At 43.0% G+C, this 26419-nt stretch carries 22 protein-coding genes; 5 read left to right on the top strand and 17 right to left on the bottom strand.

What is annotated here, in order from left to right:
* Window positions 1-59 precede the first annotated feature (59 nt).
* Window positions 60-1814 (top strand): lysophospholipid acyltransferase family protein, encoded by a 1755-nt coding sequence (locus GSY63_RS16265; RefSeq protein WP_166586857.1) that lies wholly within the window; start codon window positions 60-62, stop codon window positions 1812-1814.
* Window positions 1815-2143: 329 nt separating this feature from the next.
* Window positions 2144-2452 carry a hypothetical protein gene (locus tag GSY63_RS16260; RefSeq protein WP_166586856.1) on the top strand — a complete coding sequence of 103 codons (309 nt, stop codon included), beginning with the start codon at window positions 2144-2146 and terminating at the stop codon, window positions 2450-2452.
* A gap of 68 nt (window positions 2453-2520) precedes the next feature.
* Here the strand turns inward: GSY63_RS16260 and GSY63_RS16255 are convergent, their stop codons facing one another.
* From GSY63_RS16255 to rpsT, 10 genes are all read right to left on the bottom strand, one after another.
* The gene (locus GSY63_RS16255; protein ID WP_166586855.1) at window positions 2521-3573 is read right to left on the bottom strand and encodes an NHL repeat-containing protein; all 1053 of its coding nucleotides are present in this window, start codon (window positions 3571-3573) and stop codon (window positions 2521-2523) included.
* Window positions 3574-3758: 185 nt separating this feature from the next.
* The gene (locus GSY63_RS16250; protein WP_166586854.1) at window positions 3759-7046 is read right to left on the bottom strand and encodes a TonB-dependent receptor; all 3288 of its coding nucleotides are present in this window, start codon (window positions 7044-7046) and stop codon (window positions 3759-3761) included.
* A gap of 162 nt (window positions 7047-7208) precedes the next feature.
* Complete coding sequence (locus tag GSY63_RS16245; RefSeq protein WP_166586853.1) at window positions 7209-7727, bottom strand: hypothetical protein; 519 nt, start codon at window positions 7725-7727, stop codon at window positions 7209-7211.
* 62 nt (window positions 7728-7789) lie between these two features.
* Entirely contained in the window at window positions 7790-9352 is a 1563-nt protein-coding gene (gene rny, locus GSY63_RS16240; RefSeq protein ID WP_166586852.1) for a ribonuclease Y, read from the bottom strand.
* Window positions 9353-9550: 198 nt separating this feature from the next.
* Entirely contained in the window at window positions 9551-9841 is a 291-nt protein-coding gene (locus GSY63_RS16235) for a cell division protein ZapA (protein ID WP_166586851.1), read from the bottom strand.
* 22 nt (window positions 9842-9863) lie between these two features.
* Window positions 9864-10154 (bottom strand): hypothetical protein, encoded by a 291-nt coding sequence (locus GSY63_RS16230; RefSeq protein ID WP_166586850.1) that lies wholly within the window; start codon window positions 10152-10154, stop codon window positions 9864-9866.
* Window positions 10155-10231: 77 nt separating this feature from the next.
* Window positions 10232-12631 (bottom strand): phenylalanine--tRNA ligase subunit beta, encoded by a 2400-nt coding sequence (gene pheT / locus GSY63_RS16225; protein WP_166586849.1) that lies wholly within the window; start codon window positions 12629-12631, stop codon window positions 10232-10234.
* Between the two features lie 262 nt (window positions 12632-12893).
* Window positions 12894-13265, bottom strand: a complete 372-nt coding sequence (locus tag GSY63_RS16220) for a hypothetical protein (RefSeq protein ID WP_166586848.1) — start codon at window positions 13263-13265, stop codon at window positions 12894-12896.
* 180 nt (window positions 13266-13445) lie between these two features.
* Window positions 13446-14144, bottom strand: coding sequence for a RadC family protein (radC, locus tag GSY63_RS16215; protein ID WP_166586847.1), 699 nt, complete (start codon window positions 14142-14144; stop codon window positions 13446-13448).
* Window positions 14145-14229: 85 nt separating this feature from the next.
* Window positions 14230-14484, bottom strand: a complete 255-nt coding sequence (gene rpsT / locus GSY63_RS16210; RefSeq protein WP_166586846.1) for a 30S ribosomal protein S20 — start codon at window positions 14482-14484, stop codon at window positions 14230-14232.
* Between the two features lie 183 nt (window positions 14485-14667).
* Here rpsT and GSY63_RS16205 point away from each other — a divergent pair, with 183 nt between their 5' ends.
* Window positions 14668-15639, top strand: a complete 972-nt coding sequence (locus tag GSY63_RS16205) for a zinc dependent phospholipase C family protein (protein WP_166586845.1) — start codon at window positions 14668-14670, stop codon at window positions 15637-15639.
* A 158-nt stretch (window positions 15640-15797) separates the two neighbouring features.
* Here GSY63_RS16205 and GSY63_RS16200 read toward each other — a convergent pair whose 3' ends face one another.
* From GSY63_RS16200 to GSY63_RS16170, 7 genes are all read right to left on the bottom strand, one after another.
* Window positions 15798-16445, bottom strand: coding sequence for a DedA family protein (locus GSY63_RS16200; RefSeq protein WP_166586844.1), 648 nt, complete (start codon window positions 16443-16445; stop codon window positions 15798-15800).
* 53 nt (window positions 16446-16498) lie between these two features.
* A complete protein-coding gene (locus GSY63_RS16195; RefSeq protein WP_166586843.1) occupies window positions 16499-17242 on the bottom strand; it encodes a DUF4397 domain-containing protein in 744 nt (247 codons plus the stop codon).
* Between the two features lie 17 nt (window positions 17243-17259).
* Window positions 17260-18006 carry a DUF4397 domain-containing protein gene (locus GSY63_RS16190; protein WP_166586842.1) on the bottom strand — a complete coding sequence of 249 codons (747 nt, stop codon included), beginning with the start codon at window positions 18004-18006 and terminating at the stop codon, window positions 17260-17262.
* Window positions 18007-18110: 104 nt separating this feature from the next.
* Window positions 18111-19235, bottom strand: coding sequence for a DNA polymerase III subunit beta (gene dnaN, locus GSY63_RS16185; RefSeq protein WP_166586841.1), 1125 nt, complete (start codon window positions 19233-19235; stop codon window positions 18111-18113).
* 33 nt (window positions 19236-19268) lie between these two features.
* Entirely contained in the window at window positions 19269-21665 is a 2397-nt protein-coding gene (gldG, locus tag GSY63_RS16180; protein ID WP_166586840.1) for a gliding motility-associated ABC transporter substrate-binding protein GldG, read from the bottom strand.
* Between the two features lie 305 nt (window positions 21666-21970).
* Entirely contained in the window at window positions 21971-22492 is a 522-nt protein-coding gene (locus GSY63_RS16175; RefSeq protein ID WP_166586839.1) for a hypothetical protein, read from the bottom strand.
* A gap of 50 nt (window positions 22493-22542) precedes the next feature.
* A complete protein-coding gene (locus tag GSY63_RS16170) occupies window positions 22543-23250 on the bottom strand; it encodes an ATP-binding cassette domain-containing protein (protein ID WP_166586838.1) in 708 nt (235 codons plus the stop codon).
* A 304-nt stretch (window positions 23251-23554) separates the two neighbouring features.
* Between GSY63_RS16170 and GSY63_RS16165 the strand changes: the two genes are divergently transcribed.
* On the top strand, window positions 23555-25033 hold the full coding sequence (locus tag GSY63_RS16165; RefSeq protein WP_166586936.1) for a glycine--tRNA ligase: 1479 nt from the start codon (window positions 23555-23557) through the stop codon (window positions 25031-25033).
* Between the two features lie 257 nt (window positions 25034-25290).
* Window positions 25291-26412, top strand: a complete 1122-nt coding sequence (locus tag GSY63_RS16160) for an AI-2E family transporter (RefSeq protein ID WP_166586837.1) — start codon at window positions 25291-25293, stop codon at window positions 26410-26412.
* The last annotated feature ends 7 nt before the right edge of the window (window positions 26413-26419 follow it).

The following is a 26419-nucleotide window of genomic DNA, read 5'->3' as shown; positions in this document are numbered from 1 at the left end:
TAGCGGTTTAAATTAAATAAATTTGGAGTTACAAACACCAACATCTGTATAAGAAAAATATGAAGGTAATTACCACAGAAGAATTTGCAAAGGCCACTAAGTTAGATAAGCTGAAGATGCCCGGACTGGCGGCCTTTCTGATGGAAATTATGAAAATAAACCAGGTAAACGATCTGTTTGCCCAGGCACAACCCAAACAAGGCCCCGATTTTGTTGACGCTATTTTAGAAGGCTGCGGCGTTAAAATAGAGTTTGACGAGCGAGAACTAAAAAATATACCAGCCGACGGTGCATTTATTGCCATAGCCAACCATCCTTATGGTGGTATTGAGGGCATGATATTGCTGAAAATATTATGCATGGTTAGGCCAGAGGCAAAAGTAATGGCTAATTTTTTATTAAAAAAGATCCCTAACCTAAGTGATTACTTTGTTGCTGTAAACCCCTTCGAAAATATTGAGCATTCATCAAGTATTAGTGGTATAAAATCTACCCTCGAGCTGCTTAATAATGGCACACCTATTGGCATCTTTCCCGCGGGCGAAGTATCTACATTTAAGGTAGAACAACAACAGGTTACCGATCGCCTTTGGCACCCGGTAGTGGGCAAGATCATTCAAAAAGCAAAGGCGCCGGTTGTACCAATTTATTTTCATGGCAATAATGGTGTGCTGTTTAACCTGCTCAGCATGATCCACCCTGCATTGCGCACGGCTAAGCTACCATCGGAATTGTTTAATAAACAGGGGCAAACCATTAAACTGCGTATTGGCAAGCCAATTAATATTCAGGAGGTGCCCGATAATAAAGACCCCGCCAAGTTACTTAACTTCTTACGTGCAAAAACCTATGCGCTGGGTACAGGTTTAGAAGAGGATAAAAAGATCTTCAAACCCCGCGAACTTTTCAAGATTAAGAAAAGACCTGAAGAAATTGAAGAGGCTGTCAGTGCAGATATTTTATCTGCGGAGATTGACGGGCTTCGCGAGGACTACCTCGTGACTAAGGAAAAAGCGTACGAAGTATATGTGGCCCCCACCTCGGCCATACCCCATGTGATCCGCGAGATAGGGCGTTTACGGGAGATAACCTTCAGGGAAATTGGTGAAGGCACTAACAAAAGTACCGACCTCGACGAATATGATATTTACTATAACCACCTTTTTATTTGGGATACCGAAGCTAAAATGGTGGTTGGCGCTTATCGCATTGGCCTGGGCGATGAGATATTTTACAGCATGGGTAAAAAGGGTTTTTACATCTCTACCCTATTTAAAATCAAGGCCGAATTTACCTCGGTGCTTAAACGCAGCCTGGAGCTAGGCCGTTCATGGATTCGTAAGGAATATCAGCAAAAACCACTTCCACTGTTTTTATTGTGGAAAGGTATTTTGAAGTTTTTGATCGATAACCCACGTTATCGCTATCTTATAGGCCCGGCAAGTATTAGCAATAGCTTTTCTAAGTTCTCTAAGTCGCTTATTGTTGATTATATAACACGTAATCATTTTGACCATGAAATGGCTGAGTATGTGAAGCCTCGCAAGAAATTTAAGGTCGACTTTTCAAGCATCGATGCCGAACTCCTTTTAACCGGCGAGGACAGCTTTAAAAACCTCGACAACCTGATCTCTGAACTGGAAACCCGCAATATGAAAGTACCGGTGTTGTTGCGCCAGTACATATCGCTTAACGCCAAAATCATTTGCTTCAACATCGATCCAAAGTTTGCCGACTGCTTGGATGGCTTCCTGGTACTCGACCTACAAAAGGTGCCGCAGGAAATGATGCTGAAACTGGCAAAGAATTTATAACACCTCTCCCAAACCCCTCTCCAAAGAGAGGGGCTTTTAATCTACTTTTTCAACCGGGTTCTGCATGGCCTAGGCTCTCAAAGCCCTCCTGCTATGCAGTTTGCACTATACAAATTGTATATGTATAGCTACGGGATTGCTTTCTTCCTCGCAACAATATATGAGGGATCAAAGGCTATACTATTCCATTTTTTATCCCTCAAAAACAGCTATTTACATGCTATTTACTAACCAAACCGATAAAACGCTTAAACCCTCCGGCATGATACTTGTCCTACTGGTATAACAACGATGTTTAAAGCATCATTTACTTATAAGATACATCGAATATGAAACGTATAACCTTTTTAGCAGTAATAGTTGCCTTGTTTACAATCAACGCTGCAAAAGCACAAGTAGGCGTACATGTAGGTTTAAATATTGGTACACCTCCGCCACGCCCTGTTTATTACGCACCAGCTCCTGTAGTTTATACCCCTGCGCCTGCTTACTATGAGCCAGCTCCGGTTGCTTACTATGGCCCGAGATATCATCGCGGCTATTACCGCAGAGCTGTTTATGTACGTCACGGTTATTATGGCCCACGTCGTGTAGTTGTGGTTCATAACAGATACCACGGCCCACACAGAAGATGGTAATTAAAAAATGATATAAAAGGAAAGCCCTTTAGCATTGCTAAAGGGCTTTCCTTTTATATGTAGGTGTGTTATTTTAACGTTAGCCTGCGCACTGTTTGGGCGTAGTTGTCAGTAAAGTAGATGATGTTCTCGGTTTTACCAAATATCAGCTGGCCTGCATGCACATCCGCACCCGAGCCTACGCCATCGCGGTAATCTGGGTGGGCTGCGTTAGGCCCAACAATGGTTGTGATTTTATTATTTTCAATTTTTCTGATAGCCCCGTTATCGGCGACGTAAATTGTACGACTATCTTTATTAGCTACGATGCTTGATATCTGCGAAAACGTAAAATTTGTAAATATCCGCTCAAAAACACCGCTTGGAGTAAGCTTATAAATCATGTTTTGTAAAGCCACATACTTTACACCGTTGTAGCCAACAAACATCGCGTCGAAGGCGCGGCCCCGCTCATTAGTTTCGGGTAATTTACTCATGTCATACTTGATATAATCTATGCCTATTCTGCCACCTGCACCCAGTTTATGCTTACCTATATCCGTACCGTCGCTAAACCAAAGCGTATTTTCATACGGGTCTTTAGCCATGCAGGAAAAGTACCCATACATATACCACCACGAGGCTACCACATTGCCCGAAGGTCCAAAAATCCACGACTGACTATAACCTTCCGCTGCATCAACATTAAGGCATATCACGTGCAGGTTTTCGTTGTCGTCCAAGCCTATCCAGGTAGGGTTATAAATACGTTCGCCATTAGCATTAGCTTGTAACTGCAAAGTAGATACTGTGCCTTGTGGAGATAGTTTTCTAACGGCATTGTTATTAATATCGCCAATCAGCAAGCTGCCGTCTTTTGCCATTACAAGGGCAAAAGGGTTGTCAAAACGTGCAGTACTGGCGGTCCCGTCAACCAGTTTTGGTCCCGATTGGTAAACCATTCCCGCAATAGTTTCAACAGTATTAGGTGCTACCACCGCTGTCAGCACAGGCTTGCCGTAGCTCGCCTCGAGCTGGTTTTCCACGGCCGTGGGTTCCGGATTAGTTTCCGTTGCTTTTTTGCAATTGGTTAATGAAGCAGCGATTAATAACAATGCTGCATAGGTGAGCTTTCTTTTCATAGTTTGTAAAGTTTATAGTTAAAGTTATTTCTTTACAAGAAAGCAAACTCAAGAATGCAGGAGATGTATAGTTAAATGTGAATGGGCCTGCGGTTTGTCAATTTAGTCTGGAACGGCACATTTCATCAACAAAAAAGGCTCCCAATCGGGAGCCTTTTTTATAATTACTATTTTGAAAAATCTGTTTAGAATGCGTAACGCACACCAAACTGCATTTGCCAGCGTGAAGCAAAGTAATCAACTGAGTATGGTAATCCAGGGTTAGTGAATGTATACTTAGGATAAGTTGTTGGTACGTTTGCAAATGAAGGTGTACCTGCACCACTCACTGGTGTTAAACCTACGCTAGATGTTGAGTTGTAAGTGTTTGGAGAGAAGTAGTATTGACCCCATTTCTTGTTCAACAGGTTGGTTAAGTTAACGATATCGTAAGTGAAGGTAATAACTTGTTTACGTTTGCCGCTACCAAATTTAAAGTCTTGAGCAAAACGGAAGTCAAGTTGGTTGTTCCATGGTGTAAACGCTGCGTTACGCTCGGTAAAGTTACCACGACGAGTTTTCAGGTATTTGTCACCATCGATAAAGGCGTCGAATGCTGCTGCTTGCTGTGCTGCAGTTTGGCCACCAGCAATGTCGTTAAAGAATTTAACAGTTTCGCCAACTTTAGGAATGTAAGCTAAACTAACTTGCTGACCAGTACCATCGATAGCGTTTGGATAGAAACCATAAGTGTATGGGTTACCAGTTTGCGCGCTGAAGAAGAAGGTAAAGTTTGCAGTGTAGTTTTTAGCGTTATCCCAGTTAACCATATAGTTAAGGGTTGATACGATACGGCTGCGGATATCAAAGTTAGAGTTAGCTAAACCAGGGTTGTTTGGATTTAAAGCCTGGTTTAATTGCCAGTTAGACTCCATTGAGTTACGGATACCGTTGGTTACGTCTTTAGAGTGACCGTAAGTGTAGGCAACGCTAGCGTTTAAGTTACTTAAAGCACCCAGTTGGAAAAGCTTAGCAATCGAAGCTGTTGCGCTGTAACGGTAACCTTGGCTTGTATTTGATAATAAGTAAGCGTTGGTGTATAAAGCGTTTGGCTTAGTATTAACAAATATTGGCTGTTGTTTTTGAGTATCGTAAGGGTAGTAAGCTACCTGGTCGGTAGTGTTAACCTGTTGGAATTTCAAATCATGGATAACTTTAGTGTAGATACCTTCCAAGCTAAATTTCCACTGATCTGGAGTAGTATAATCTACAGCTAAACTGCTTCTCCATACTTGCGGCATTTTAAAGTTGTTGTCGATCATATCCACTTGGGTTGCACCGCTTGCGCTGGTATTAACCGCAGGGATTTGTTGATTAACAAAACCTAAACCACCGTTTGAAGGCGCTTGCACCGGGTTAGTACCTGGAGTGAACGGACCAGCTGATGATCTTTTGTCATATGCACCGTAAGTTACACCGTTGTTGTAGAACGCATAACCAAACCATGCGAAAGGTACACGGCCAGTAAATAAACCGCTACCACCACGCAGAACAACGCTTTGATCGCCATTAACATCATAGTTAAATGATACGCGTGGGTTGATCTCTACATTGTTCAGGTATTTGTTCTGGATATCTTTTGGTAAAGTATAAGTAAAGGTATTACCGTAGTTTGGATCAACCGGTGCACCAGTTGTTTTAGAGCTTAACGGCTGCTTATTAGGAACATCAGCATAGTCAAAACGGATACCTGCAGTTAATTTGAAGTTATCAGTTAACTGGATCTCATCCTGACCATATAAGCTTAACAGGTTAACTTTAAACTGTGCCGATGGGTTGCTAAGGATATAATCGCGGGTGTTGTTGGTGTAGTTGTAGTTAGCACGTACGCGAGATGGGCTGTTAGCCAAAAACGCTGCAATGCTACCATACGCGTCGCGACCGTTCCATGCGTTAACGAAGTTATAAGTAATGTTATAAAACTCGTTGTGTGTACCGAAAGTCCAGGTGTGTTTACCTTTGGTTAAAGTAAAGTTATCAGTTAACTCGGTAGTTTTTTGGTGCATATCAAATATAGCAGCTTCACGGTCAGTACCCATAAAAATGGTGGTACCTGGTGAGTTACCAGTGATTTCGATTTGCGGTAAAGCAGGGTTCGAAGTAGGGTCACGATAATCGTGTACGTTTGAATAACCTACCAATAAACTGTTGTTAGCTGAGTTTGATAATCTTGATTTTAATTCGGCAACAGTTGAGTTAGAGTTGTTATGCGATACATAGTCGATACCACCAAAACGGAAGTTAGACTGGTCGCGCTCTAAGTTAGTAGCTTCAGAGCTAATGGTGTTGTTACGGATTGTTAACTGGTTGTGATCGTTGATATTCCAGTCTAAACGATTAAAGAACTTGTTAGATTTAGAGTAGATGTTGGTATTGTTGTAAGTACCTGCATCTTGCCCGCTGTAAGCTTTAAATGCTGCTGCAAGATTTTGTGCATCCTGTAAGCTTAAGATCTTAGCAGAACCAGCGGTACCAGCGCCGGAGATAACCGGATCTTGACGACGGTTGATCTCTTCGTTGGTGAAGAAGAATAATTTGTTTTTGATGATAGGGAAACCTAAACGGCCACCGATCTGGTAATCGTGGAAATCACTTGGCTCTTTAGAACCATCGCCACCTGCTGCTGCAGAAGCATTGTTTTTACCTACCAAAGTAGCGTTACGGCCATAGCTATAAAAAGCACCGCTAACATCATTTGTACCGCTGCGGGTTACAGCGTTAATACTACCACCCAATACGTTACCAATTTTGATATCGAAAGGCGCTACATAAACTTGTATATCCTGGATTGCATCCATTGGGATAGGGCTGGTACGGGTACTGCTACCTACCTGGCCAGATGCATTGGTTTGGCCACCTAATGAAGGGCTGAAACCGATCGCATCGTTATTGATAGCACCATCCAGCGTTACGTTGTTATAACGGAAGTTGGTTCCCTGGAAAGAGTTATTGTTACTTTGAGGAGTAGTACGGGTTAAATCCTGAAAGTTACGGTTGATAGATGGTAACGTTTTGATAGCATTTTGACCGATACGTGTGCTGGCGCCAGTTTTAGTTGCACCACCTGTAGCACGTACAGTAACTTCTTTCAAAGCAGTACTTTCTTCTAATAACTGAAAATTGTAAGTGGCGTTACCTAAAGATAAGGTAAGATCGTTACGCTCTTCTTTTTTGTAACCAATAAATGAGGCTGTGATAGTGTACGGGCCACCTGGGTTAACGTTAGGAATGCTGAAACGGCCGTCGGCGTTGGTTTGTGCGCCATAACGGGTTCCGGTGCTGGTGTTTAATACCGTAATGGTAACACCCGGCATAGTAACGTTTTTTGAATCGACAACTTTACCACTGATTGTCGCGCTTGTTAACTGCGCGCTGGCCGGTGAAATAAAGCCGATTGTGAGAACGGATAAGAGAATTAAGTAGAGCTTCTTCATTTTGTGTTCAATTTGAGCACAAAGGTTCTCTAATAATATTAAGCCAATGTTAACACATGATTATGTTTTATACATTGATTGAACTTATACTTAACAATAATTTCAATAACTAAGGGTTAACTACTTTAGTTTGAGATTAATAAATACACGTCCTTATGTTGTTTAAAACTTAACACCGAGCTTTTTCCCAAGGAAACCAACCAACCATACAGGCATTCGGAGCATACTGTTTATAAACGGAACACCGTTACGCTTTTTGGTAACCATATAAAAAGTAATCAACGCCGCTATCACTATCGGACCGCAAATAGTCCATACCGGCGGGCCAACCAGCGCGCCCATTTCTGCCAGTTGCGACGCACCATACGAAAAAGCAAACAGAATGATCAGCAGGAAGTAAGATAAGATTGGCGACTGCTTATACCAGTAGTACACCATACCCGCAATATAAAAGGAGGCCCAGCTAAAGTAGTCTTTATAACTACCCATCCAGTTGGGATGCGGAAATGGTATGATCCATATCAGCCCCATTAGCCCGAAATAAAGCGCCAACAAAATAATAGCTAATATCAACTTTTCGCGAACAGATGGATATTGCTGGTTATACAGTGTAAAATAAACATCAATGGGGCGCTGGGCCCCACTGATGTTTTTAGAAGAAGTTTTTGTATTTGGTTTCAATACTTAATGTTTTGTATCAAAATATTCTTTAAGCCTCCCCTTTGGAGAGGTTTGGAGAAATCTTACTTAGCAAACGCTACCGAACGGGTTTCCCTGATCACGGTAACTTTGATCTGGCCCGGATAAGTCATCTCGGTTTGGATACGGTTTGAAATATCTGCTGCCAGTATTTCAGATTGCGCATCGCTTATTTTTTCGCTTTCAACCACTACGCGCAGCTCGCGACCGGCTTGTATTGCGAATGTTTTCTCTACACCAGGATATGACAGAGCAAGTTCTTCCAGCTCTTTTAAACGCTTGATATAGCTTTCTACCACCTCGCGGCGTGCGCCAGGGCGGGCACCAGATATAGCATCACAAGCCTGAATAATTGGCGAAATCATTGAAGTCATTTCGATCTCGTCGTGGTGAGCACCGATTGCATTGCAAACTTCCGGATGCTCTTTATATTTCTCGGCCAATTGCATACCTAAAATTGCGTGTGGCAATTCCGGGTTATCATCAGGCACTTTACCAATATCATGCAGTAAGCCGGCACGTTTAGCCAGTTTTACATTTAACCCTAATTCGGCAGCCATAGTAGCACAGAAGTTAGCTACCTCGCGAGAGTGCTGTAACAGGTTCTGGCCGTAAGACGAACGGTAACGCATACGTCCCACCATGCGGATCAGCTCCGGATGCAGGCCGTGGATACCTAAATCTATCACGGTACGCTCGCCAATCTCTACAATCTCTTCCTCAATTTGCTTTTTGGTTTTAGCCACTACCTCTTCGATACGTGCCGGGTGGATACGCCCATCTGTTACCAAACGGTGCATGGCCAAACGCGCAATTTCACGACGAACCGGATCGAAACCAGAAAGGATAATTGCTTCCGGCGTATCGTCAACAATAATCTCGATACCGGTTGCTGCTTCCAGCGCACGGATGTTACGACCTTCGCGACCGATGATACGGCCTTTGATCTCGTCGTTTTCGATGTTGAAGATAGAAACCGTATTCTCGATAGCACTTTCCGTAGCAGTACGCTGAATGGTTTGAATAACCACTTTTTTCGCCTCTTTGGTAGCGGTTAGCTTAGCCTCATCAACAATATCTTTGATCTGCATCATGGCCTTAGTACGAGCCTCTTCGCGCAGGTTGTCTACAAGCTGGTTTTTTGCTTCTTCGGCGCTGATGCCTGCAATGGTTTCCAGTTGTTGTAAGTGTTGTTGTTTTAAATGCTCAACCTCTTCCTGCTTTTTAACAGCAGCCTCGGTTTGGCGCTCCAGGTTTTTACGCACGTTGTCAACCTCCGCATCGCGGCGGTTAGCGTTCTCCAGTTTAGAGTTTAATGATTGCTCTTTCTGTTTTAAAGAGTTTTCGCGTTGATTGAGGCTGTTATTTTTAGAATTAACTTCCTGCTCGTGCTCAGCTTTCAATTGCAAAAATTTCTCTTTTGCTTCCAGCAGCTTGTTCTTTTTCAGGATCTCGGCGTTGTTTTCCGCATCCTTTAAAATCTTCTTTACTTTATTTTGAGCTGATGTTTCCTGTTCTTTAAATAGCTTCCGTAGAAGAAATCGGCCGATGGCAATGCCGATGAAGGCGCCTATTAACAGTCCGATGATGATATAGAGTATGTTCATAATGGTTATATGTATATATAAAAAAACCGCAAGTAAATTTCAAGTGTCATCAATGCAAAAAAACGCTGCTATCATTGGGACATCATGGCATTATGCACCTGCCACTGGTCCGATAATCGTACAGCACTTCCTTTTTAATCGTGAAACTTCAAATTTAACCGCGGTTAAATGTTGCTCTTTTTGTGTATAAGAACGTTATTACTTAGAGAAAAAATTGGTCAATAACTGGTCCAGTTTGTACACGTTATCGGCTACTTGCGTATCCTCGTCCGTTACTTTACGCTCTGCCTTTAATGATGCTGTTGCATAATGCAATACCGCCATTGAAAGCAAATCTTGCTTATCTCTAACTGCATAGTTCTCCTGATATTCTTTCAGGCGATCGTTGATCAGCTTAGCAGCCCTGCGTATTATTTCCTCTTCTTCCATGCTTACCTTTAAGGGGTAAACTCTGTCAGCAATATTTATTTTTATGGAGATTTCTCCCATTGAGCTTGTTCACTTTTTTGCGTTACTTCTTCAGCAACACAATACACTTATCAATTTCCTGCACAAATTCGTTAATTTTTTGCTTGATGTCAAGGCTTTTTTCATTAGTATCTGAAAATGACTTAGCCATTTTCAATACACGAAGCTTTTCTTCCAGCTCAACATGCTTGCCTTTGCTCTCTTTTATGACAGTATTCAACTCTTCGCGTTCGCGTTTAAGCAGGTCGTTTTCTTCCTGCAAAATACTACAAAGTTCTATTAAACGCTCGGCTTTCTCTGTGACTGCTAATAACTGTTCGGCTACTGATGGCATGCTTCTTTGTTTCGGATTTCAGATATTCGGGTTCATTCAAAACAGCAATACGGATTGAATATTTTGCCCATCTCAAACTATTTCCTGATTTCCGCTCCTGCTTCTTTTCCTAAGTTATAAATTAATTTCTGCATTATACCCTCGATAGCCTTGTCGGTGAGCGTTTTGTCCTCGTCTTGTAGAATAAAGCTCAGTGCGTACGATTTTTTTCCCGCCGGCAGTTTATCGCCCTGGTAAACGTCGAACACGTTCACTTCCTTCAACAATTTGCGCTCTGTTTTTTGAGCTATCAGCTTCAGTTGGTTAAAGGTTACTGCCTTATCAACCAGCATCGAAAGGTCGCGTCTCACTGCCGGGAATTTGGATACCTCCTGGTAAGTGATCTTATTTTTTTGAACTAACTGCAAGATCAGATCGAAATTGAACACCGCGAAGAAAACTTCTTTCTCCACATCAGCCTTTTTCAATGCCGGAGCCTGTACCGAACCAAATTTCACCAGCGTTTTACCGCCACGATAGTTGTATTGCAAACCGTAAGCTAATTCGTCATCGGCTACGTCTTCAACACTGTAATCGTTAAGGTTCAGGCGGTCAACCAATTCGTCAATGGCACCTTTCAGGTGATAGAACGACACCTGCTCTTGCTTGTGTCCCCATTGTTCGCCCTGGTTTGCACCACTGATAAACAATGAAAGCTGACGGCTCTCGGTATATTTATCTTCTTTAACGCTGTATACTTTACCAAATTCGTAAAGCTTAACATTAGCATTACGACGGTTTTGGTTATGTGCAACAGCCTCTAAGCCCGAAAACAGTAATGTTTGGCGCATAATATCCAAATCGCTGCTTAACGGGTTTAAAATTTTAACTGCATGCTCCAGATCAGTAGCATAGCTCGAGCTGGTTAATGAGTTAGCCAGCATTTCGTTAAAACCATTGGCAGTCAACAGCTCAGAAATAACACGCTGAACAGTATCACGCTCAGGCTTACCCGATGTAATTAACGAAGCTCTGATCTGCGTTGGGATTTCGATATTGTTATAGCCATAAATACGCAGCACTTCCTCAATTACGTCAACCTCGCGGGTAACATCAACACGGTATGCCGGCACAGCTAATAATAAGCCTTCTGCGCTCTCTTCTTCTACTTTGATATCCAAGGCTTCAATAATCGCCTTGATCTCGGCAGCAGGGATATCTTTACCTATCAGGCGAACGGCATTTTTATAGCCAAACTCCACTTGGAAGGCCTCAGCTTTCGCCGGGTATATGTCGGATATGTCGGATGAAATACTTCCGCCTGCCACTTCCTTAATTAAAAGGGCTGCACGCTTTAAAGCAAACACCGTCATGTCCGGGTCGGTACCACGCTCGAAACGGAAAGATGAATCAGTTTTCAACCCAAATCTTTTCGATGTTTTACGTACAGAAACCGGGTTAAAGTAAGCGCTCTCTAAAAGTATGCTGGTAGTTTCATCGCTTACGCCAGACGTTAAACCACCAAATACACCTGCAATACACATTGGTTCCTCTGTATTGCAAATCATCAGGTCGTCGGCATTCAGCTTGCGCTCTACTCCATCGAGCGTTACAAATGGAGTTCCCTCGGCCACTGTTTTTACAATAACCTTGCTGCCGGTAATTTTATCGGCATCAAAAGCATGCAATGGCTGGCCAAGATCGTGCAATACATAGTTGGTAACATCCACCACGTTATTGATAGAACGTACGCCAATTACAGCCAAACGTTCTTTCAACCATTTTGGTGATTCGCCAACTTTGATGCCCGAAATAGTTAAGCTGCTATAACGGATAGCCGCCTTACTTTCAACCTCAACCGGGATAACCAGGTCATTATTGTCTACTGCAAACGCAGAAACATCGGGTTTGGTGATGTGCGTACGCAGGTAGGCGGCAACATCGCGGGCAGTGCCCAAGTGCGATGCAGCGTCAGCACGGTTTGGCGTTAAACCGATCTCGTACATGTAATCGTCGTTCAGGCTGAAGTAATCTTTAGCCAATGTGCCAACTACTGCTGTTTCTGGTAATACCATAATACCCTCGTGCGACTCGCCCAAGCCAATCTCGTCGTCGGCACATATCATCCCTTCGGATACCTCTCCCCTGATCTTTGATTTCGCTATTTTAAATGGTTCGCCGTGTGTTGGATAAACGGTTGTACCTACAACGGCAACAACTACTTTTTGCCCGGCAGCCACGTTGGGTGCTCCGCAAACAATCTGCAGGTCTTCGCCAGCGCCTACGTCAACGTGGGTAACACGTAAACGGTCGGCATTGGGGTGCTGGGCACAATCTTTAACATAACCAATTACAAGGCCTTCCAGTCCACCCGGAATAGCCTGTACCTTTTCCAGGCTTTCCACCTCCAAACCGGTGCTGGTTAGGATCTGTGAAATTTCAGCCGGCGTTTTATCTGTTTGTATAAATTCTTTAAGCCAATTATAAGATATCTTCATTTGATGTGATGATAATCGGCAAAGATAGAATTTTTTGATGTGCAGATGTGAAAATATGCAGATGTGAAGATGCTTTTTACAAAGGGCTTTAAAAAGCTCCTTCAAATTACTCAATCTAATCCTTTTGCCCAATACTTAACTGCTACCGCAGGTTTCCAACCTGTGGTAATTAGGAAGTAAGGTTTCACCTTACGTAAGCTGGAAGCTTATAATAGATTTATTCACAAGTTACGCTTCGCTAAACTTGCGACAGCGCTGGATCCTACTTCAAACTAAGCACAGCCTCAGATGATTTAGCCATAACATTTTCGCCGATATCGTACAAAATCACATTGCCCTTTGCTGTGCCTATCTTCTCATCGGTATTATATTCAATGTAATCGGCATTAACACGCGTTGAACTATTGGTAATACAGGCTTTGCCATATAACCTAACTGTGTGCTGATCTTTATCAACCACTGTAGAATCGGATGCCAAAAACTTCAACGTGTCTGTTTCAAACCTGGGTGGAATAATCGTATCTGTTGATGGTTTGTATGCATGATTAACCTTTGAATTCTTTGTAAAAGCAAGCGCTAAGGGCAAAAGGCAAATTAATAGGCCAACATTAAACACGTGGTTTGAAAGTTTCATGATATAAAGTTTGGTTTGTTACCTAACGATTTGACTGACGGAAAATTACCATACAACCAATCCCCCTCTCTAGGGGGCGCGGCGGGATGTGTGTTGACAGGGGTGTGTTTCCGCGGCATTAACTTGTCGAAAGAACACACCCCTAACCCCTCTCGAGAGGGGAATGAAAAACCCTACATTTTACAATAACCCCTCATCAGCAAAACTCAGAAACCCCTCATCTGTAATAATTAAATGATCAAATACATTGATCTCCAGGATTTTTCCTGCCTGGTATAATCTCTTAGTTAGATCAATATCCTGCTGACTGGGTTTTAAATTGCCCGAGGGATGGTTGTGTGCTAGTATAATGGATGATGCCTGGTGTTGTAAAGCCACATGAAAGATCACCTTAGGGTCGGCAACCGTGCCAGATAAGCCGCCTTTGCTGATCAACTCTTTACCAATCACTTTGTTGTTGCGGCCAAGCAGCAATATCCAAAATTCTTCGTGGTTAAGATCAACCAAATGGCGGCGCAGTATTTGCCATGCCGAACGACTACCAGTGATAATATCCGGCACTTTGGCCTCCGTTTCGCCACGGCGGCGCCCTAGTTCGAGCGCTGCGATAATGGAAATAGCTTTGGCCTCGCCAATACCCTTAAATTTAGAAAGTTCGGCTACTGAAACCTTACCCAGTTTATTAAGATCGTTATCGTAGTGATGTAAAATACGCTTACTGAGTTCGACGGCCGACTCGTCGCGGTTGCCCGAGCCGATCAGTATAGCAATCAGTTCGGCATCACTTAAAGCCCGGCGTCCTTGGGCGTTCAGCTTTTCGCGGGGGCGGTCTTCTTCGGCCCAGGCTTTAATGCTGATCTTGGTTTCGTATGTTTCCACGAGGGGAAGTTATCAAAATTCGCGGCAACAAAAAAGGGACAATGCTTGCGGCATTATCCCTCTTGTATATTTGGTTAGTTTTAGCTTATGCTAAGCCGTTAACAAACTTAGTAAGCTTTGATTTATTGTTCGAAGCTTTGTTTTTGTGGATCACATTTTTCTTAGCTAAACGATCAAGCATAGAAATAACCTTGCTCAAAAGCGGAGTTGCATCTGCCTTTGTAGTAGAACCTCTTAATTTCTTAATAGCGGTTCTTGTAGTTTTAGCTTGATATCTGTTGCGTAGACGCTTCGCAGCGTTAGCTCTGATCCTTTTGATTGATGATTTATGATTTGCCATTTTAGCTAAGTATTCTTTATTATTTTTCGGACTGCAAATATAAGACGAATATTTTTAAAATCAAATCCTTTTTGAAAAAACTTTAAAGCGTATTATCTTATGCCCCACAAAGATACCGTATTTCGACTAAATTAAAAAGCTTTTCATTTACAGTGCTTTAACCAACGCTTTATATATTTGGGCATGAAACCTGCCTTGCGCTCTTTTTTAGCGCTTTCTATCTTAACGCTTTGCTCATCCTGGGGCTTTTTTGCTCATCAGCGTATCCATCACCTTGCCGTGTTTATTTTACCTAAAGGCATGGCTACTTTTTATAAAAGCAATATCAATTACATTACCGAACACTCTATTACTGCCGATAAACGCCGCTATAACGACAGCACCGAAGCGCCCCGTCATTTCTTAGACGCCGATTATTATGGCAAAGCGCCTTTTAAAACTATCCCTCATAAATGGAATGATGCTGCCGCAAAATACACTAAAGATACCCTGATCAAATACGGCACCGTACCCTGGACTATCCAATATCAGTACTATAAACTCGTGCGCGCGTTTAAGGCACATGACACAACCGGCATCCTCCATACCTCTGCCGATTTAGGCCATTATGTATCTGACGCCTGTGTGCCATTGCACCTAAGCACTAATTACGATGGCCAGCTCACCAATCAGAAAGGCCTGCATGCTTTGTGGGAAAGCCGATTGCCCGAACAGTTTTTCGCTCAATATCATTTATACAATGGCAAAGCCCGTTATATCGACAACCCATTATCCGAAGCTTTTATCTTATGCCGAAGCTCGTTTAGGTGTGTGGATTCAGTTGTCCGTTTTGAGCAGATATTAAACAAGACCTTCCCTACCGATAAAAAATACAGCCAGCAGGAACGCGGCACCCGCAAGATTACCGATTACTCGCCCGAATACTGTGCAGCCTATAACAGGCTATTGCATGGTATGGTGGAACGCCGCATGCGCACGGCCATGCTCGCCGTAGGCAGTTACTGGTATTCGGCCTGGGTGGATGCGGGACAGCCTGATCTGAATAAGTTGATCGCTGTTAAAATGAGTGTGGAGGACAAAGCGATATTGGATAAAGAGGAGGCGGCGTTTAAGAAACCCCTCCTGATTTTTCCGAACAGGAAGAAAATACAATAATGATAATGCATCTTTATTATACTCCCAATATAAAACGATGTAAAAAACAACCGTTCTTTAACCGGAGGCTTCGAATGCCAGCCTGACAATTCGCTTTCTTCATAACACGACTGAATAAGCGTCTTGATTCTTGACTCTCGATTCTTGATTCCCCTCTCTTATACAGCCTTCTCCCTTTTGCTCTTCATCAATCCCCAGACAACAGGAACAACCGATACCAAAATAATACCGATGGTAATTACTGAGAAATGCGTTTTAAAGAAAGGCAGGTTACCAAACATGTATCCGGCAAATAGGAACAGTATGATCCATGCCGCGCCGCCAATAATATTATAAAGACTGTAACGTAAAAAAGGCATTCTGCCCACGCCTGCTACAAACGGAGCAATGGTACGGATAATTGGGATAAAACGGCTTAATATCACTGCTATCGGGCCGTGCTTGGTAAAAAAGTCCTGAGTTTTGGTATAGTATTCTAACTTCAACACTTTGTTTTCGGGCTTAAATACTTTTTCGCCTAAATAATTACCGAGGAAGTAGTTTAATGTATTACCAGTGAAGGCGGCGACAATTAAGATGATCGCCAGTACATAAATATTTAAACCAGTATCACCCGCAGCGATCAATGCACCTGCTGCAAACAGCAATGAATCACCCGGAAGGAATGGGGTAACCACAAAGCCGGTTTCTGCAAAAATAATTACGAAGAGAATGAGATAAGTCCAACCTTGGTACTGGCTTATTACCGGACTAAGGTGTTTGTCTATGTGAAGAACAAAGTCTATAATGCTTTTTATCAGTTCCAAAATGCTTGATTTTGGAACAAAAATAAAAATATAGCCCAATATCGGGCTACTTATTATTTATTGGTGATCAATCCGGTATTAAATGCCGCAGTATCGGTACGGCCTACTATCCCATAGCTATACATCGTATATAATCTACTGTCGGAAATAGTTTGCTTAACTTCTTTCAGCACTGTAGTCTGATCACCGTTGGCATATATTTTAAAATCGTAATCGCCTGCAGGCATCTCTAACCAGGGCGAAACCTTGTTAAACGCAATGTTCTTAAATGCAATGGTTTGATTAGCATAGATATCAAACGCGCCCGAACGCGGCGAAGCATTAACAAACCTGATTTTACCTCTACCCACAGGGGCAACCTTATCGGTATCAGTTAAAAAGACGTAACCTATATTATTATCGGCCTTCATCCCGGTCACAAAGAGCGTGTATTTTGAATTCTGGTGCGGTACGCTATCTGTAGAAAAAAGAACCGAGCGTTGGCCCGTGTCAGATCGAATTTGAAGCGGCGAGTTGATGATCTGCAAATAAACGTAATCTGTTGGAGTAGGAAAACGGTAAGCATTTACGTTGGCCGTTGTTGCTGTACCAGTACCAGGATTCTGTATCTTATTATCTATATACAAATCCACAGGCATTATATCCGGACTTAAATTGGCAACCACTAGCCGTGAGTTATAACTATTGGCAGTTCCGGTGCTGGTTTTACCGCACGACGTTATAAGCGGCGCAATCATAATGCCTGCCACCAATAGCGTCAACATCTTACCTATATATGTATTGCTTTTTTCGGCCATATCCTTATTATACAAAATTAATTCCCCTGTGCTGCCCCTACCGTAAATACCGATTTACCCGTTCCATCGGGAACCCCTCTTATGTAGAAAGTATAAGCCGTAGAGCTCGATAAAAGAAAACGTTGGGTTGCCTTGGCAACCGTGCTGCCAGTTAAAGAAACTGTAACCACTCTATTGCTTCCAATTAACGCAGTTTTAAACTGGGTTGCATTACCATAACTCACATTTGTGAAACTTGCCCCTCCTATGTTTACATCAACCGCGCCCACGCCGTCAGCTGTATGCACAAAACGCACCGTAGCGCTGTCGCTATTAAGCTTTAGTGTGTCTTTTAATAAAAATGCTTTGCTTACATCTTCGCTGGTTACAAAAAAAGAATAGCCCTTTAGTTTTTTGGTTATAGTGGTTACGGCACCGGTTGTAGCATTTTTAATAGTATCTGTTCTTATCGTAGACTTCACCGGAATGGTATCCAATACCAATGTTTTGGTAAATAACACTTCGCTACGACCGTATTTCTTAAACTGATAACTCTGACTGCCTGATTTTACCGATAGATACCCCGTAGCACCGCCGGTATAAATACTCGACACACTATTTTGCCTTGTACCGTTCAGATAAAAATTAAGCGTGTCTGTAGTAATGGTATTAACCACATTTAGGCTGGTAGATGGCGTGTTATCTGCCGGGGCATTAGCATCCTTGTTGCACGACCATAAGCCCGCAATCAGTGCTGATAATATAAGTCCGGTTCTGAGTTTCATTTAGTTTCTGCCTGCATTATAACAGTTGCAAACAGGTTTTAGTATTATTCAACAAAAAAGTCCGGCTTTTAACGTCCGGACTTATAAAAAATTTTCAATTATCCTTAGGCGTAGCTATTAAGCATTACCGGCATAACCAGCATTAACACATCTTCGTTTTCGTCGCCACCTACGGGCAATAATAAACCTGCACGGTTAGGGGTCGACATTTCGAGGTTAACTTCTACGCAAGCCAGATTTTTCAGCATTTCGATCAAGAAACGGGCATTGAAACCGATTTCCAGGTCTTCACCTTCGTACTGGCAGGTTAAGCGCTCATGAGCTTCGTTAGCGAAGTCGATATCCTCAGAAGAAATATTCAATTCGCTGCCGCTAATCTTTAACCTTACCTGGTGGGTAGTTTTATTAGCGTAGATAGCCACGCGACTAAGCGAACCCAGGAACGATAGACGATCTATAGTAAGCTTGTTGGTATTATTTTGCGGGATAACAGCCTCGTAATCCGGGTAGCGCTCGTCAATTAAACGGCACACCAAATTAATGTTGCCAAATTTAAAGAAAGCACTTGTGTTGTTGTATTCAATAGCCACGTTAACATCATCAGCAGGTAGCGATGATTTTAACAGGTTTAAAGCTTTTTTAGGAAGGATGAAAGAAGTAGTACTTTCGGCCTTGGCATCTTTACGACGGTAACGTACCAACTTATGCGCATCGGTAGCTACGAAGGTAAAATACTGGGTTGACAGCTGCGCATATACCCCCGTCATAGCGGGACGAAGCTCATCATTACTTACCGCAAAAATGGTTTTGTTAATGGCTTCGGCCAATACAGATGCCGGTAAATTCACAGAAGTTGCATTCTCTACAACCGGAATTTTAGGGAAGTCCTCACCGTTCTCGCCGCTCAGTTTATATTTACCATCGCCAGCGTTGATCTCAATAGCAAAGGTTTTATCATCTACAGAAAAAGCCACCGGCTGCTCCGGTAATGATTTTAAGGTATCTAGTAATATGCGCGACGGGATAGCTATTCTTCCGTTTTCTTTTGCTTCAACAGACAGTGAGGTAGTCATGCTGGTTTGCAGGTCGGTGGCAGATATAGTTAGGTTGCCTTCTTTAATCTCAAATAAAAAGTTCTCCAGTATAGGCAATACGGTGCTGTTGCTTAACGCGCCGCTTACCGACTGTAATTGCTTTAGTAATGTTGATGTAGAAACAATAAATCTCATTCCTGATGGGTTAATCAATCAAAAGTAAAAAAATTAATGCGCATACTTTCGTTTGCGTAAATAATGTTGAAAAATAGCAAATATTAACACTAACGCTGGAGGGATAATATTATTTACCAGCTGCCAGTATAATTTTTCGTTACGCACACGGGCTCTGTTAAGAGGCCTTATCTGTATCTCCTTGGTACGCAGGGCTATCAATCGGGTATCGCCGGTAAGGTAATCCACCATGTTCAACAGCAAACTCTTGTTGCCATAGGTTTGTCGGCTATAATGGTCGTAACCCAATGGGTATGGCGAGCCATCAGATCCTACCTGATTTTTAAAAATATCGCCATCGCTAATCACGATCATTTTGGCTGGCTGGCCTTGCTGCAGCACGTTTACCTGCTCGTTAATGCCTTCCGGAACAGGACGGTTCATAAAGTCAGACTTAAATTTACCTTCCAACAAAACGGCAACCGTTTTAGGTGGATTTTGAAAGGCCTTAGGGTTTGGCTGCTGTTCTATGGCCGCCAACGACAACATCCGTGGGGTTGATATTTTATTGTTATAGGGCGAAGTGGTAAGCAAAATTGTTTTCTTTACCCCTTTTACACCCAAGGTATCCATAGTACTAATAAATTCGCTACTAATGCCGTCTACATTTTTAACAATGGCATTGCGCGATACCGGAACCAATAACGGATAAAACAACCAAGGCACCATTTGTATTTGCGCCTGCCCCCCTACACTACCCGTAGCAACCGGAATTTGCGTGCTATTGAGATCGACAATCAGATCATAGTTAATGCGAACCCCATAGGTAAATAATTGATCGTCGAGGTTTAACTGTTTATTGAAAGCCAGTTGTTCCCCTTCATGATTGCGCAGGCTATCCAACTCGGCACTAACCTGGTCTACCGACCATAAGATACTGCCGCCATGCATCAGGTATTGGTCTATCTTAAATTTCTCTTGTTCAACAAATGGCTTCTCGGGTTTAGCTATTACCAATAATTTCACCCGCAACAAATCGGCTAAAGAGATCTTCTTTAAGTCTACCCTTCCCACCATAAAACTGCTTGCCAGGGTATTAATTGCATCGTGCAGCTGTACATCGTTTAACTCATTGTGCCCCTCAACAAAACCTATTTGCTGGTTGCCGCCAGTTACTGCCTTTTTAATGCCCGAAGCAAAAGCATACTCCAGATTTTGGATCGAATTGTTAAGCACCTCATCATCACCCAAACCAATGCGGCGCTGCAATAAATTAACCGGCACTTGTTTATCGCCCGATGTAATTACTGCGGCCGGTACAATCAGTTTCTGGATCAAACCGTCATCTGTTTTTACCGAAAGATTGGTCGGCTCAATACCGCCGGCCATCATATTTTTAATGGTTGAGTCTTGCTCAGCCTGCGCCTGCCCTTTCAGCGGATCAACAAATTCGAACTGCAATTTGCGGTGGCTGTAAGCCTGCATATCGTTCAGCATATCGCGTGTAGCGCGTTGTAAGCGCTTAAAACCACTGGGCAAATTATCACCCTGTAAATAAACTGTAACCTTAACAGGGGCTCGCAGGCTATCCATCATGTTCTGGCTTACAGGTGAAAGTGTGAATCGCTTTTCTTTAGTAAAATCCACCCGTGTAAAGCCTATCAAAGCCGCAACAATGGCCAGCACAAAAACACCCGAATAGATATAAACATCATTTTGCAGCAACTTTCGCTGCATTTGAAGTTTAAGTGCAACGAGCGCGAATAAGATAAATAAAGTAGTAAGCGCCACAAAATAGAACAGATCGCGCGTATCTAAAACACCACGGCTTACTGAATTATAGTGTGTGCTAATACCCAGTTCTTCCACTCCCGAGTTTTGCATTGATAGCAGCTGGCTTAGCGAATCGAACCCACTGAAAACAAAGAACGACAGGAATACGGCGATAGTAAAAGCAATGATTTGGTTTTTGGTAATAGCCGAAGCAAATAGCCCGATAGCAACAAAAGCCGAACCCAGCAAAAACAAACCGATATACGAGCCGATAACCGCACCACTATCAATGTTACCCTGCGGGTTGCCCAATACCGTAACCGAATAATAGTAAACGTAGGTTGGCAATAAAGCAAACAGCACTAAAGCCACGCAGGCAAAGTATTTGCCCATAATAATTTGTCCGAAAGTTATCGGCCGTGTTGCCAGTAATTCGAACGTACCTTCCCTGCGCTCTTCGGCCAGCGACCGCATGGTTATAGCCGGAATCAGGAACATAAAAAGGTACGGTACTGTATTGAAAAGGCTTTCTAAACTGGCGTATCCATAATCTAGTATACCGGTATCGGGAAATACCCATAAAAACAGCCCGAGTACAATTAAAAACACCCCAATGGTAATATAGGCCACCATGGAGCTGAGGTATAAGGTTATTTCTTTTTTAAGTATTGTGAACATTTGGTTGTGTATACGAATATTTTTATCTTTTGATATAGCATCTCATTGCGACGCAAAGTTGCTGCTATTTATAATAAGTAGTACTAATGTTATCGTTAGTCTGCTCATAGCCGCAGGGGCTTAGTTACTTTTGGCTTGATCCAAAAGTAACCAAAAAATCAAGACAGAAAAAAGCTCCACCGCACGAGACCATCCCTCGGTCACGCTTTTCTGTCCAGGCCAACGCTCTTTAAAGTTCCTCCCTGTCTCTATGTTATTTCTTTACTCCCTCTCCTTCGGAGAAGGTCGGGGTGAGGCAACCTCAATCACCATCCAAACCGATAACCCACTCTTATCGCAGTCTGTCTCACTTCGCTACCGCCCCAGCTTTCGTATCTAAACCCCAAATCAACGCCACTTTTGCCGTGGTTAACCGGTATTACAAAGCCCGGCCCTAATGACCATGCGAATAAACTGCGCGAATCGTGCGAGGTTTCAATGGCCGTTCCCAATTCGCCTTCTAAGTAAAATCCTTGTGAGGCATAATATTTTACCCCACCTTTTAATGGCACGTAAGTATCGCTGCCTGGTGCACCGAATGCACGCGAAAAAGCGCTCTTGTAAGTCATGGTAGTAAAGCCTCCGGTTGCAGACAGGCTGAATTTATGCGCGACAGGAACTTCCAGTTTCAATGATCCGCCCAAACCTACGCTGTAAATACTTTGTGTAGGCAAACCAAGCTCAAACCCGGCGCTAACAGCAAAAGCATTTCGCCCGCCAATATCGTCCTGCGCATTGGCAAGCTGAAAAAGGCATATGCAGAATAATAACAGAATGGGGTATTTCATGTAAATGAATAAAGTATAGACAGGCTTCTTTTAAACGCCGCGCACGAACACTAATTATTGGTGAGTTTAATAAAAATTTGCTCGAGCGATTGTCCGTCGTTATCTGCACGAAGTTTTTCGAGACTGTTATCGGCAACAATACAACCTTTATTAATGATAATCACCTGCCCGCAAACAGCCTCAACCTCCTGCATAATATGTGTAGAGAGAATGATAGTTTTAGATTGCCCCAGCTCAGTAATTAACTGGCGGATGCCGATCAATTGATTTGGATCGAGCCCCGAGGTAGGCTCATCCAACACCAAAACTTCCGGATTATGAATAATGGCCTGAGCAAGCCCCACCCGTTGGCGGTAGCCTTTAGATAGCTGCCCAACTTTTTTATGCTGCTCTGGCCCTAAACCTGTTTGCTCTATAACCTCGGCAATGCGCGCCTCGGGCGATGCTATTTTGTGGATACCGGCAACAAAGGCAAGTGATTCCTTTACGTACATATCCAGGTATAGCGGGTTACTTTCTGGAAGATAACCAATATTGCGACGAACATCTAACGACTGTGAACTAACATCGAACCCCGACACCGTGGCCTTGCCCGAAGTTTGCGGAATAAAGCCCGTCAGGATTTTCATAGTGGTAGACTTACCCGCACCGTTAGGCCCCAAAAAACCTGTTACACCTTTTTGTGCACTAAAGCTAATGCCATCTACCGCCTTTTGCGTACCATAAATTTTGGTCAATGCTTCAACCCGGATACTCATGGCGTAAAAATAGATTTTAGATACGAGATTTGAGATTTTTTTTAGTAGCACATAAGAAGTAGCAGTGGTGAGTGGCAGTAGCAGTAAAGCGAAATAAAAAAGAAGCGCTGTCATGCTGAGGCGCTCGAAGCATAAGCGTTGGCCTCTCTGAACCACACTCGGTATGACATCCTTATTTAAAAGAGGACTGCCTCTGCCACTTTCTACAATTCCCCCCTCTATTATTCACTCGTTAGTTTTTCTCGCTATGAACTATGAACCATCAACTATGAACTTCCTAAAAATCTATATCTTTACCCCCGTTATGAGCAAAAACACCGACGAACTATTTAAAAATGTAATTGCACATGCCAAAGAGTATGGCTTTGTTTTCCAATCGAGTGAGATATATGATGGTTTAAGCGCCGTTTACGACTACGGTCAGTTTGGGGCTGAATTGAAAAACAACATCAAAACCTACTGGTGGAAAGCCATGGTGCAAATGAACCAAAACATCGTTGGTATTGATTCGGCTATATTTATGCATCCCAAAATTTGGGAAGCCAGCGGCCACGTGGGCGGTTTTAGCGACCCGATGATTGATAACAAGGATTCGAAAAAACGCTACCGCGCCGACCAATTACTAGAAGATAAAATTGCCCGTTACGATCAGGACGGCAAAACAGATAAAGCGGAGCTTTTACAGAAAGATCTGGACGATGCTATAAAGGCCGACGATCTGGAGCGTTTACGCGAACTGATTGTTGAGCACGAAATTGCCGACCCGGTTAGCGGCACCCGCAACTGGACAGAAGTACGCCAGTTTAACCTGATGTTTAGTACCCAAATGGGTGCCATTGCAGATGATGCTGATAAAGTTTACCTGCGTCCCGAGACTGCTCAGGGTATTTTTGTGAACTACCTTAACGTACAGAAATCGGGCCGGATGAAAATTCCGTTTGGTATTGCCCAAATTGGTAAGGCTTTCCGTAACGAGGTTATTGCCCGCCAGTTTATTATCCGCATGCGCGAGTTTGAGCAAATGGAGATGCAATTCTTTGTTCGCCCTGGCACGCAGAAAGAATGGTTTGAACACTGGAAAGCTGCACGTTTAAAATGGCACCTGGCCCTAGGTACAGATGCCGCCAAATACCGTTACCACGAGCATACTAAGCTGGCACATTATGCAGATGCTGCTTACGACATTGAATTCGAATTCCCATTCGGCTTTAAAGAGGTAGAAGGTATCCACAGCCGTACCGATTTCGATTTAAGCCAACACCAGAAATTCTCTGGAAAGAAGATGCAATACTTCGATCCGGAATTAGGCGAAGACGGCAAACCTTATGGTAACTACATCCCTTACGTAATCGAAACCTCGATTGGTTTGGACCGTATGTTCCTGCTGACCATGATCAATGCTTACGAAGAAGAAGATCTGAGCACCGAAGAAAAGCAAGATAGCCGTACCGTATTGCGCCTGCACCCTTGCCTGGCTCCGGTTAAAGCTGCTATTTTCCCGCTCACCAAAAAAGACGGATTGCCTGAGAAAGCACGTGAAATTATGGAAAGCCTGCAATTGGATTTCAACTTGCAGTACGAGGAGAAAGACGCCATCGGTAAACGCTACCGCCGTCAGGATGCTATCGGTACACCTTTCTGTATCACGGTAGATCACCAGACACTGGAAGACAACACCGTAACCCTGCGCCATCGCGATTCAATGCAACAAGAACGCGTGCCTGCAGATCAGCTAGACAAGATCATCGGTGATTTTGTAAGTTGGAAAAATATATTGAAATAGACTTTTGAGGCAAAAGCCAAAGTAAAAAAGTGAAAGGTTCTGCATTTAATGCAGAACCTTTTTTATTTTAATGTTATCCAATTCCCCTCCCTGGAGGGGGCGCGTTGGGATCGTGCGGTGGCAAGGGTGAGTCATTCTACAACAGGACAACTAGGACAAGAAAGCCCCCCTAACCCCTTTCAAGAGGGAAAAAAGTCTCAGATCAAAACATATTAGCCAAATTTTTATTCACTATAATATACCCCTCAACACTCTATATGGCTGTAAAAGAATACCCTTTTTATCTTAAAACCACCGTAATCCTATTCGGGCTGATATTGCTGGTTTATATGCTATCGGCGCTGGGTGATATTTTGGTACCGTTGGCTTTTGCCCTGATGATTGCCATACTATTAAACCCCTTATGCAGTTGGTTTCAAAAACATAGGATACCTAAAGTTGCTGCTATACTGTTGTCCTTACTTATTTGCTTTATAGTTGTTGGAGCCTTGATGTATTTCTTATCCTCGCAAATTGCTTCTTTTAGCGACCAATTACCTACGCTGGAACAGAAATTCGGCGAGATCGTAACCGATCTCGAAGGCTGGATATATCAACATTTTGGCGTAGAAACCCAGAAACAGGTAGATTTTGTAAAAAAGGCCTTAAGCAGCGGTGACGCATTGGTTGGCCGTACACTCAACACCGTTTTAGGCACATTGGGTATCGTGTTCCTGATACCCGTATATACTTTTATGATGCTGTTTTACAAGCAACTGATTTTAAGCTTTTTATACGAAGTATTCTCTGAAGAAAATTCGGCGCGTGTAGCAGAAATCTTGAAAGAAACTAAATCGGCCGTGCAAAGCTATATCGTGGGTTTACTGATAGAAATGCTGATTGTGGGTATTATGAACTCTGTAGCATTGCTTTTACTGGGCGTTAAGTATGCCATACTCCTTGGCGTTATTGGTGCAATTTTAAACATGTTGCCTTATATAGGCGGTATTATTGCTATCGCCTTACCGATCCTGATGGCCACAGTTACTAAAGACGGTTATTCTACACAATTTGGCATTGTAATAGCCTACCTCGTTATTCAGTTTATTGATAACAATATCGTGTTTCCAAGAGTGGTATCTTTTAAGGTACAGATTAACGCCTTGATTTCTATAGTAATCGTTTTGCTAGGTAACGCCCTTTGGGGAGTGTCGGGTATGTTTTTGTCGGTGCCATTTGTTGCAGTACTCAAAATCGTTTTCGACCGCATAGATGACCTCAAGCCCTGGGGCAAACTATTGGGCGACAACGTGCCTACCCGGCACATGGGCCAGGTGTGGCGAAGGAGGAATGGCAACACCGAAGTCACCATGATTGAGGGTAAAGGCCGTAAGAAATAACAAAGGC

It is taken from the genome of Mucilaginibacter agri (assembly GCF_009928685.1).
GTDB classification, from domain to species: Bacteria; Bacteroidota; Bacteroidia; order Sphingobacteriales; family Sphingobacteriaceae; genus Mucilaginibacter; species Mucilaginibacter agri.
Note: the sequence above shows the minus strand (reverse complement) of the source record. Positions and strands in the feature narration are given on the sequence as shown.

Excerpts from the sequence above, each read along its gene's own strand:
- dnaN (WP_166586841.1), bottom strand. The coding sequence starts at position 19,235 with ATGAGATTTATTGTTTCTACATCAACATTACTAAAGCAATTACAGTCG.
- rpsT (WP_166586846.1), bottom strand. The coding sequence starts at position 14,484 with ATGGCAAATCATAAATCATCAATCAAAAGGATCAGAGCTAACGCTGCG.
- GSY63_RS16250 (WP_166586854.1), bottom strand. The coding sequence starts at position 7,046 with ATGAAGAAGCTCTACTTAATTCTCTTATCCGTTCTCACAATCGGCTTT.
- GSY63_RS16260 (WP_166586856.1), top strand. The coding sequence starts at position 2,144 with ATGAAACGTATAACCTTTTTAGCAGTAATAGTTGCCTTGTTTACAATC.
- GSY63_RS16160 (WP_166586837.1), top strand. The coding sequence starts at position 25,291 with ATGGCTGTAAAAGAATACCCTTTTTATCTTAAAACCACCGTAATCCTA.
- GSY63_RS16190 (WP_166586842.1), bottom strand. The coding sequence starts at position 18,006 with ATGAAACTCAGAACCGGACTTATATTATCAGCACTGATTGCGGGCTTA.
- GSY63_RS16170 (WP_166586838.1), bottom strand. The coding sequence starts at position 23,250 with ATGAGTATCCGGGTTGAAGCATTGACCAAAATTTATGGTACGCAAAAG.
- GSY63_RS16220 (WP_166586848.1), bottom strand. The coding sequence starts at position 13,265 with ATGAAACTTTCAAACCACGTGTTTAATGTTGGCCTATTAATTTGCCTT.
- pheT (WP_166586849.1), bottom strand. The coding sequence starts at position 12,631 with ATGAAGATATCTTATAATTGGCTTAAAGAATTTATACAAACAGATAAA.
- gldG (WP_166586840.1), bottom strand. The coding sequence starts at position 21,665 with ATGTTCACAATACTTAAAAAAGAAATAACCTTATACCTCAGCTCCATG.
- GSY63_RS16230 (WP_166586850.1), bottom strand. The coding sequence starts at position 10,154 with ATGCCATCAGTAGCCGAACAGTTATTAGCAGTCACAGAGAAAGCCGAG.
- GSY63_RS16265 (WP_166586857.1), top strand. The coding sequence starts at position 60 with ATGAAGGTAATTACCACAGAAGAATTTGCAAAGGCCACTAAGTTAGAT.
- GSY63_RS16175 (WP_166586839.1), bottom strand. The coding sequence starts at position 22,492 with ATGAAATACCCCATTCTGTTATTATTCTGCATATGCCTTTTTCAGCTT.
- GSY63_RS16255 (WP_166586855.1), bottom strand. The coding sequence starts at position 3,573 with ATGAAAAGAAAGCTCACCTATGCAGCATTGTTATTAATCGCTGCTTCA.
- GSY63_RS16235 (WP_166586851.1), bottom strand. The coding sequence starts at position 9,841 with ATGGGAGAAATCTCCATAAAAATAAATATTGCTGACAGAGTTTACCCC.
- GSY63_RS16205 (WP_166586845.1), top strand. The coding sequence starts at position 14,668 with ATGAAACCTGCCTTGCGCTCTTTTTTAGCGCTTTCTATCTTAACGCTT.
- rny (WP_166586852.1), bottom strand. The coding sequence starts at position 9,352 with ATGAACATACTCTATATCATCATCGGACTGTTAATAGGCGCCTTCATC.
- GSY63_RS16165 (WP_166586936.1), top strand. The coding sequence starts at position 23,555 with ATGAGCAAAAACACCGACGAACTATTTAAAAATGTAATTGCACATGCC.
- GSY63_RS16195 (WP_166586843.1), bottom strand. The coding sequence starts at position 17,242 with ATGGCCGAAAAAAGCAATACATATATAGGTAAGATGTTGACGCTATTG.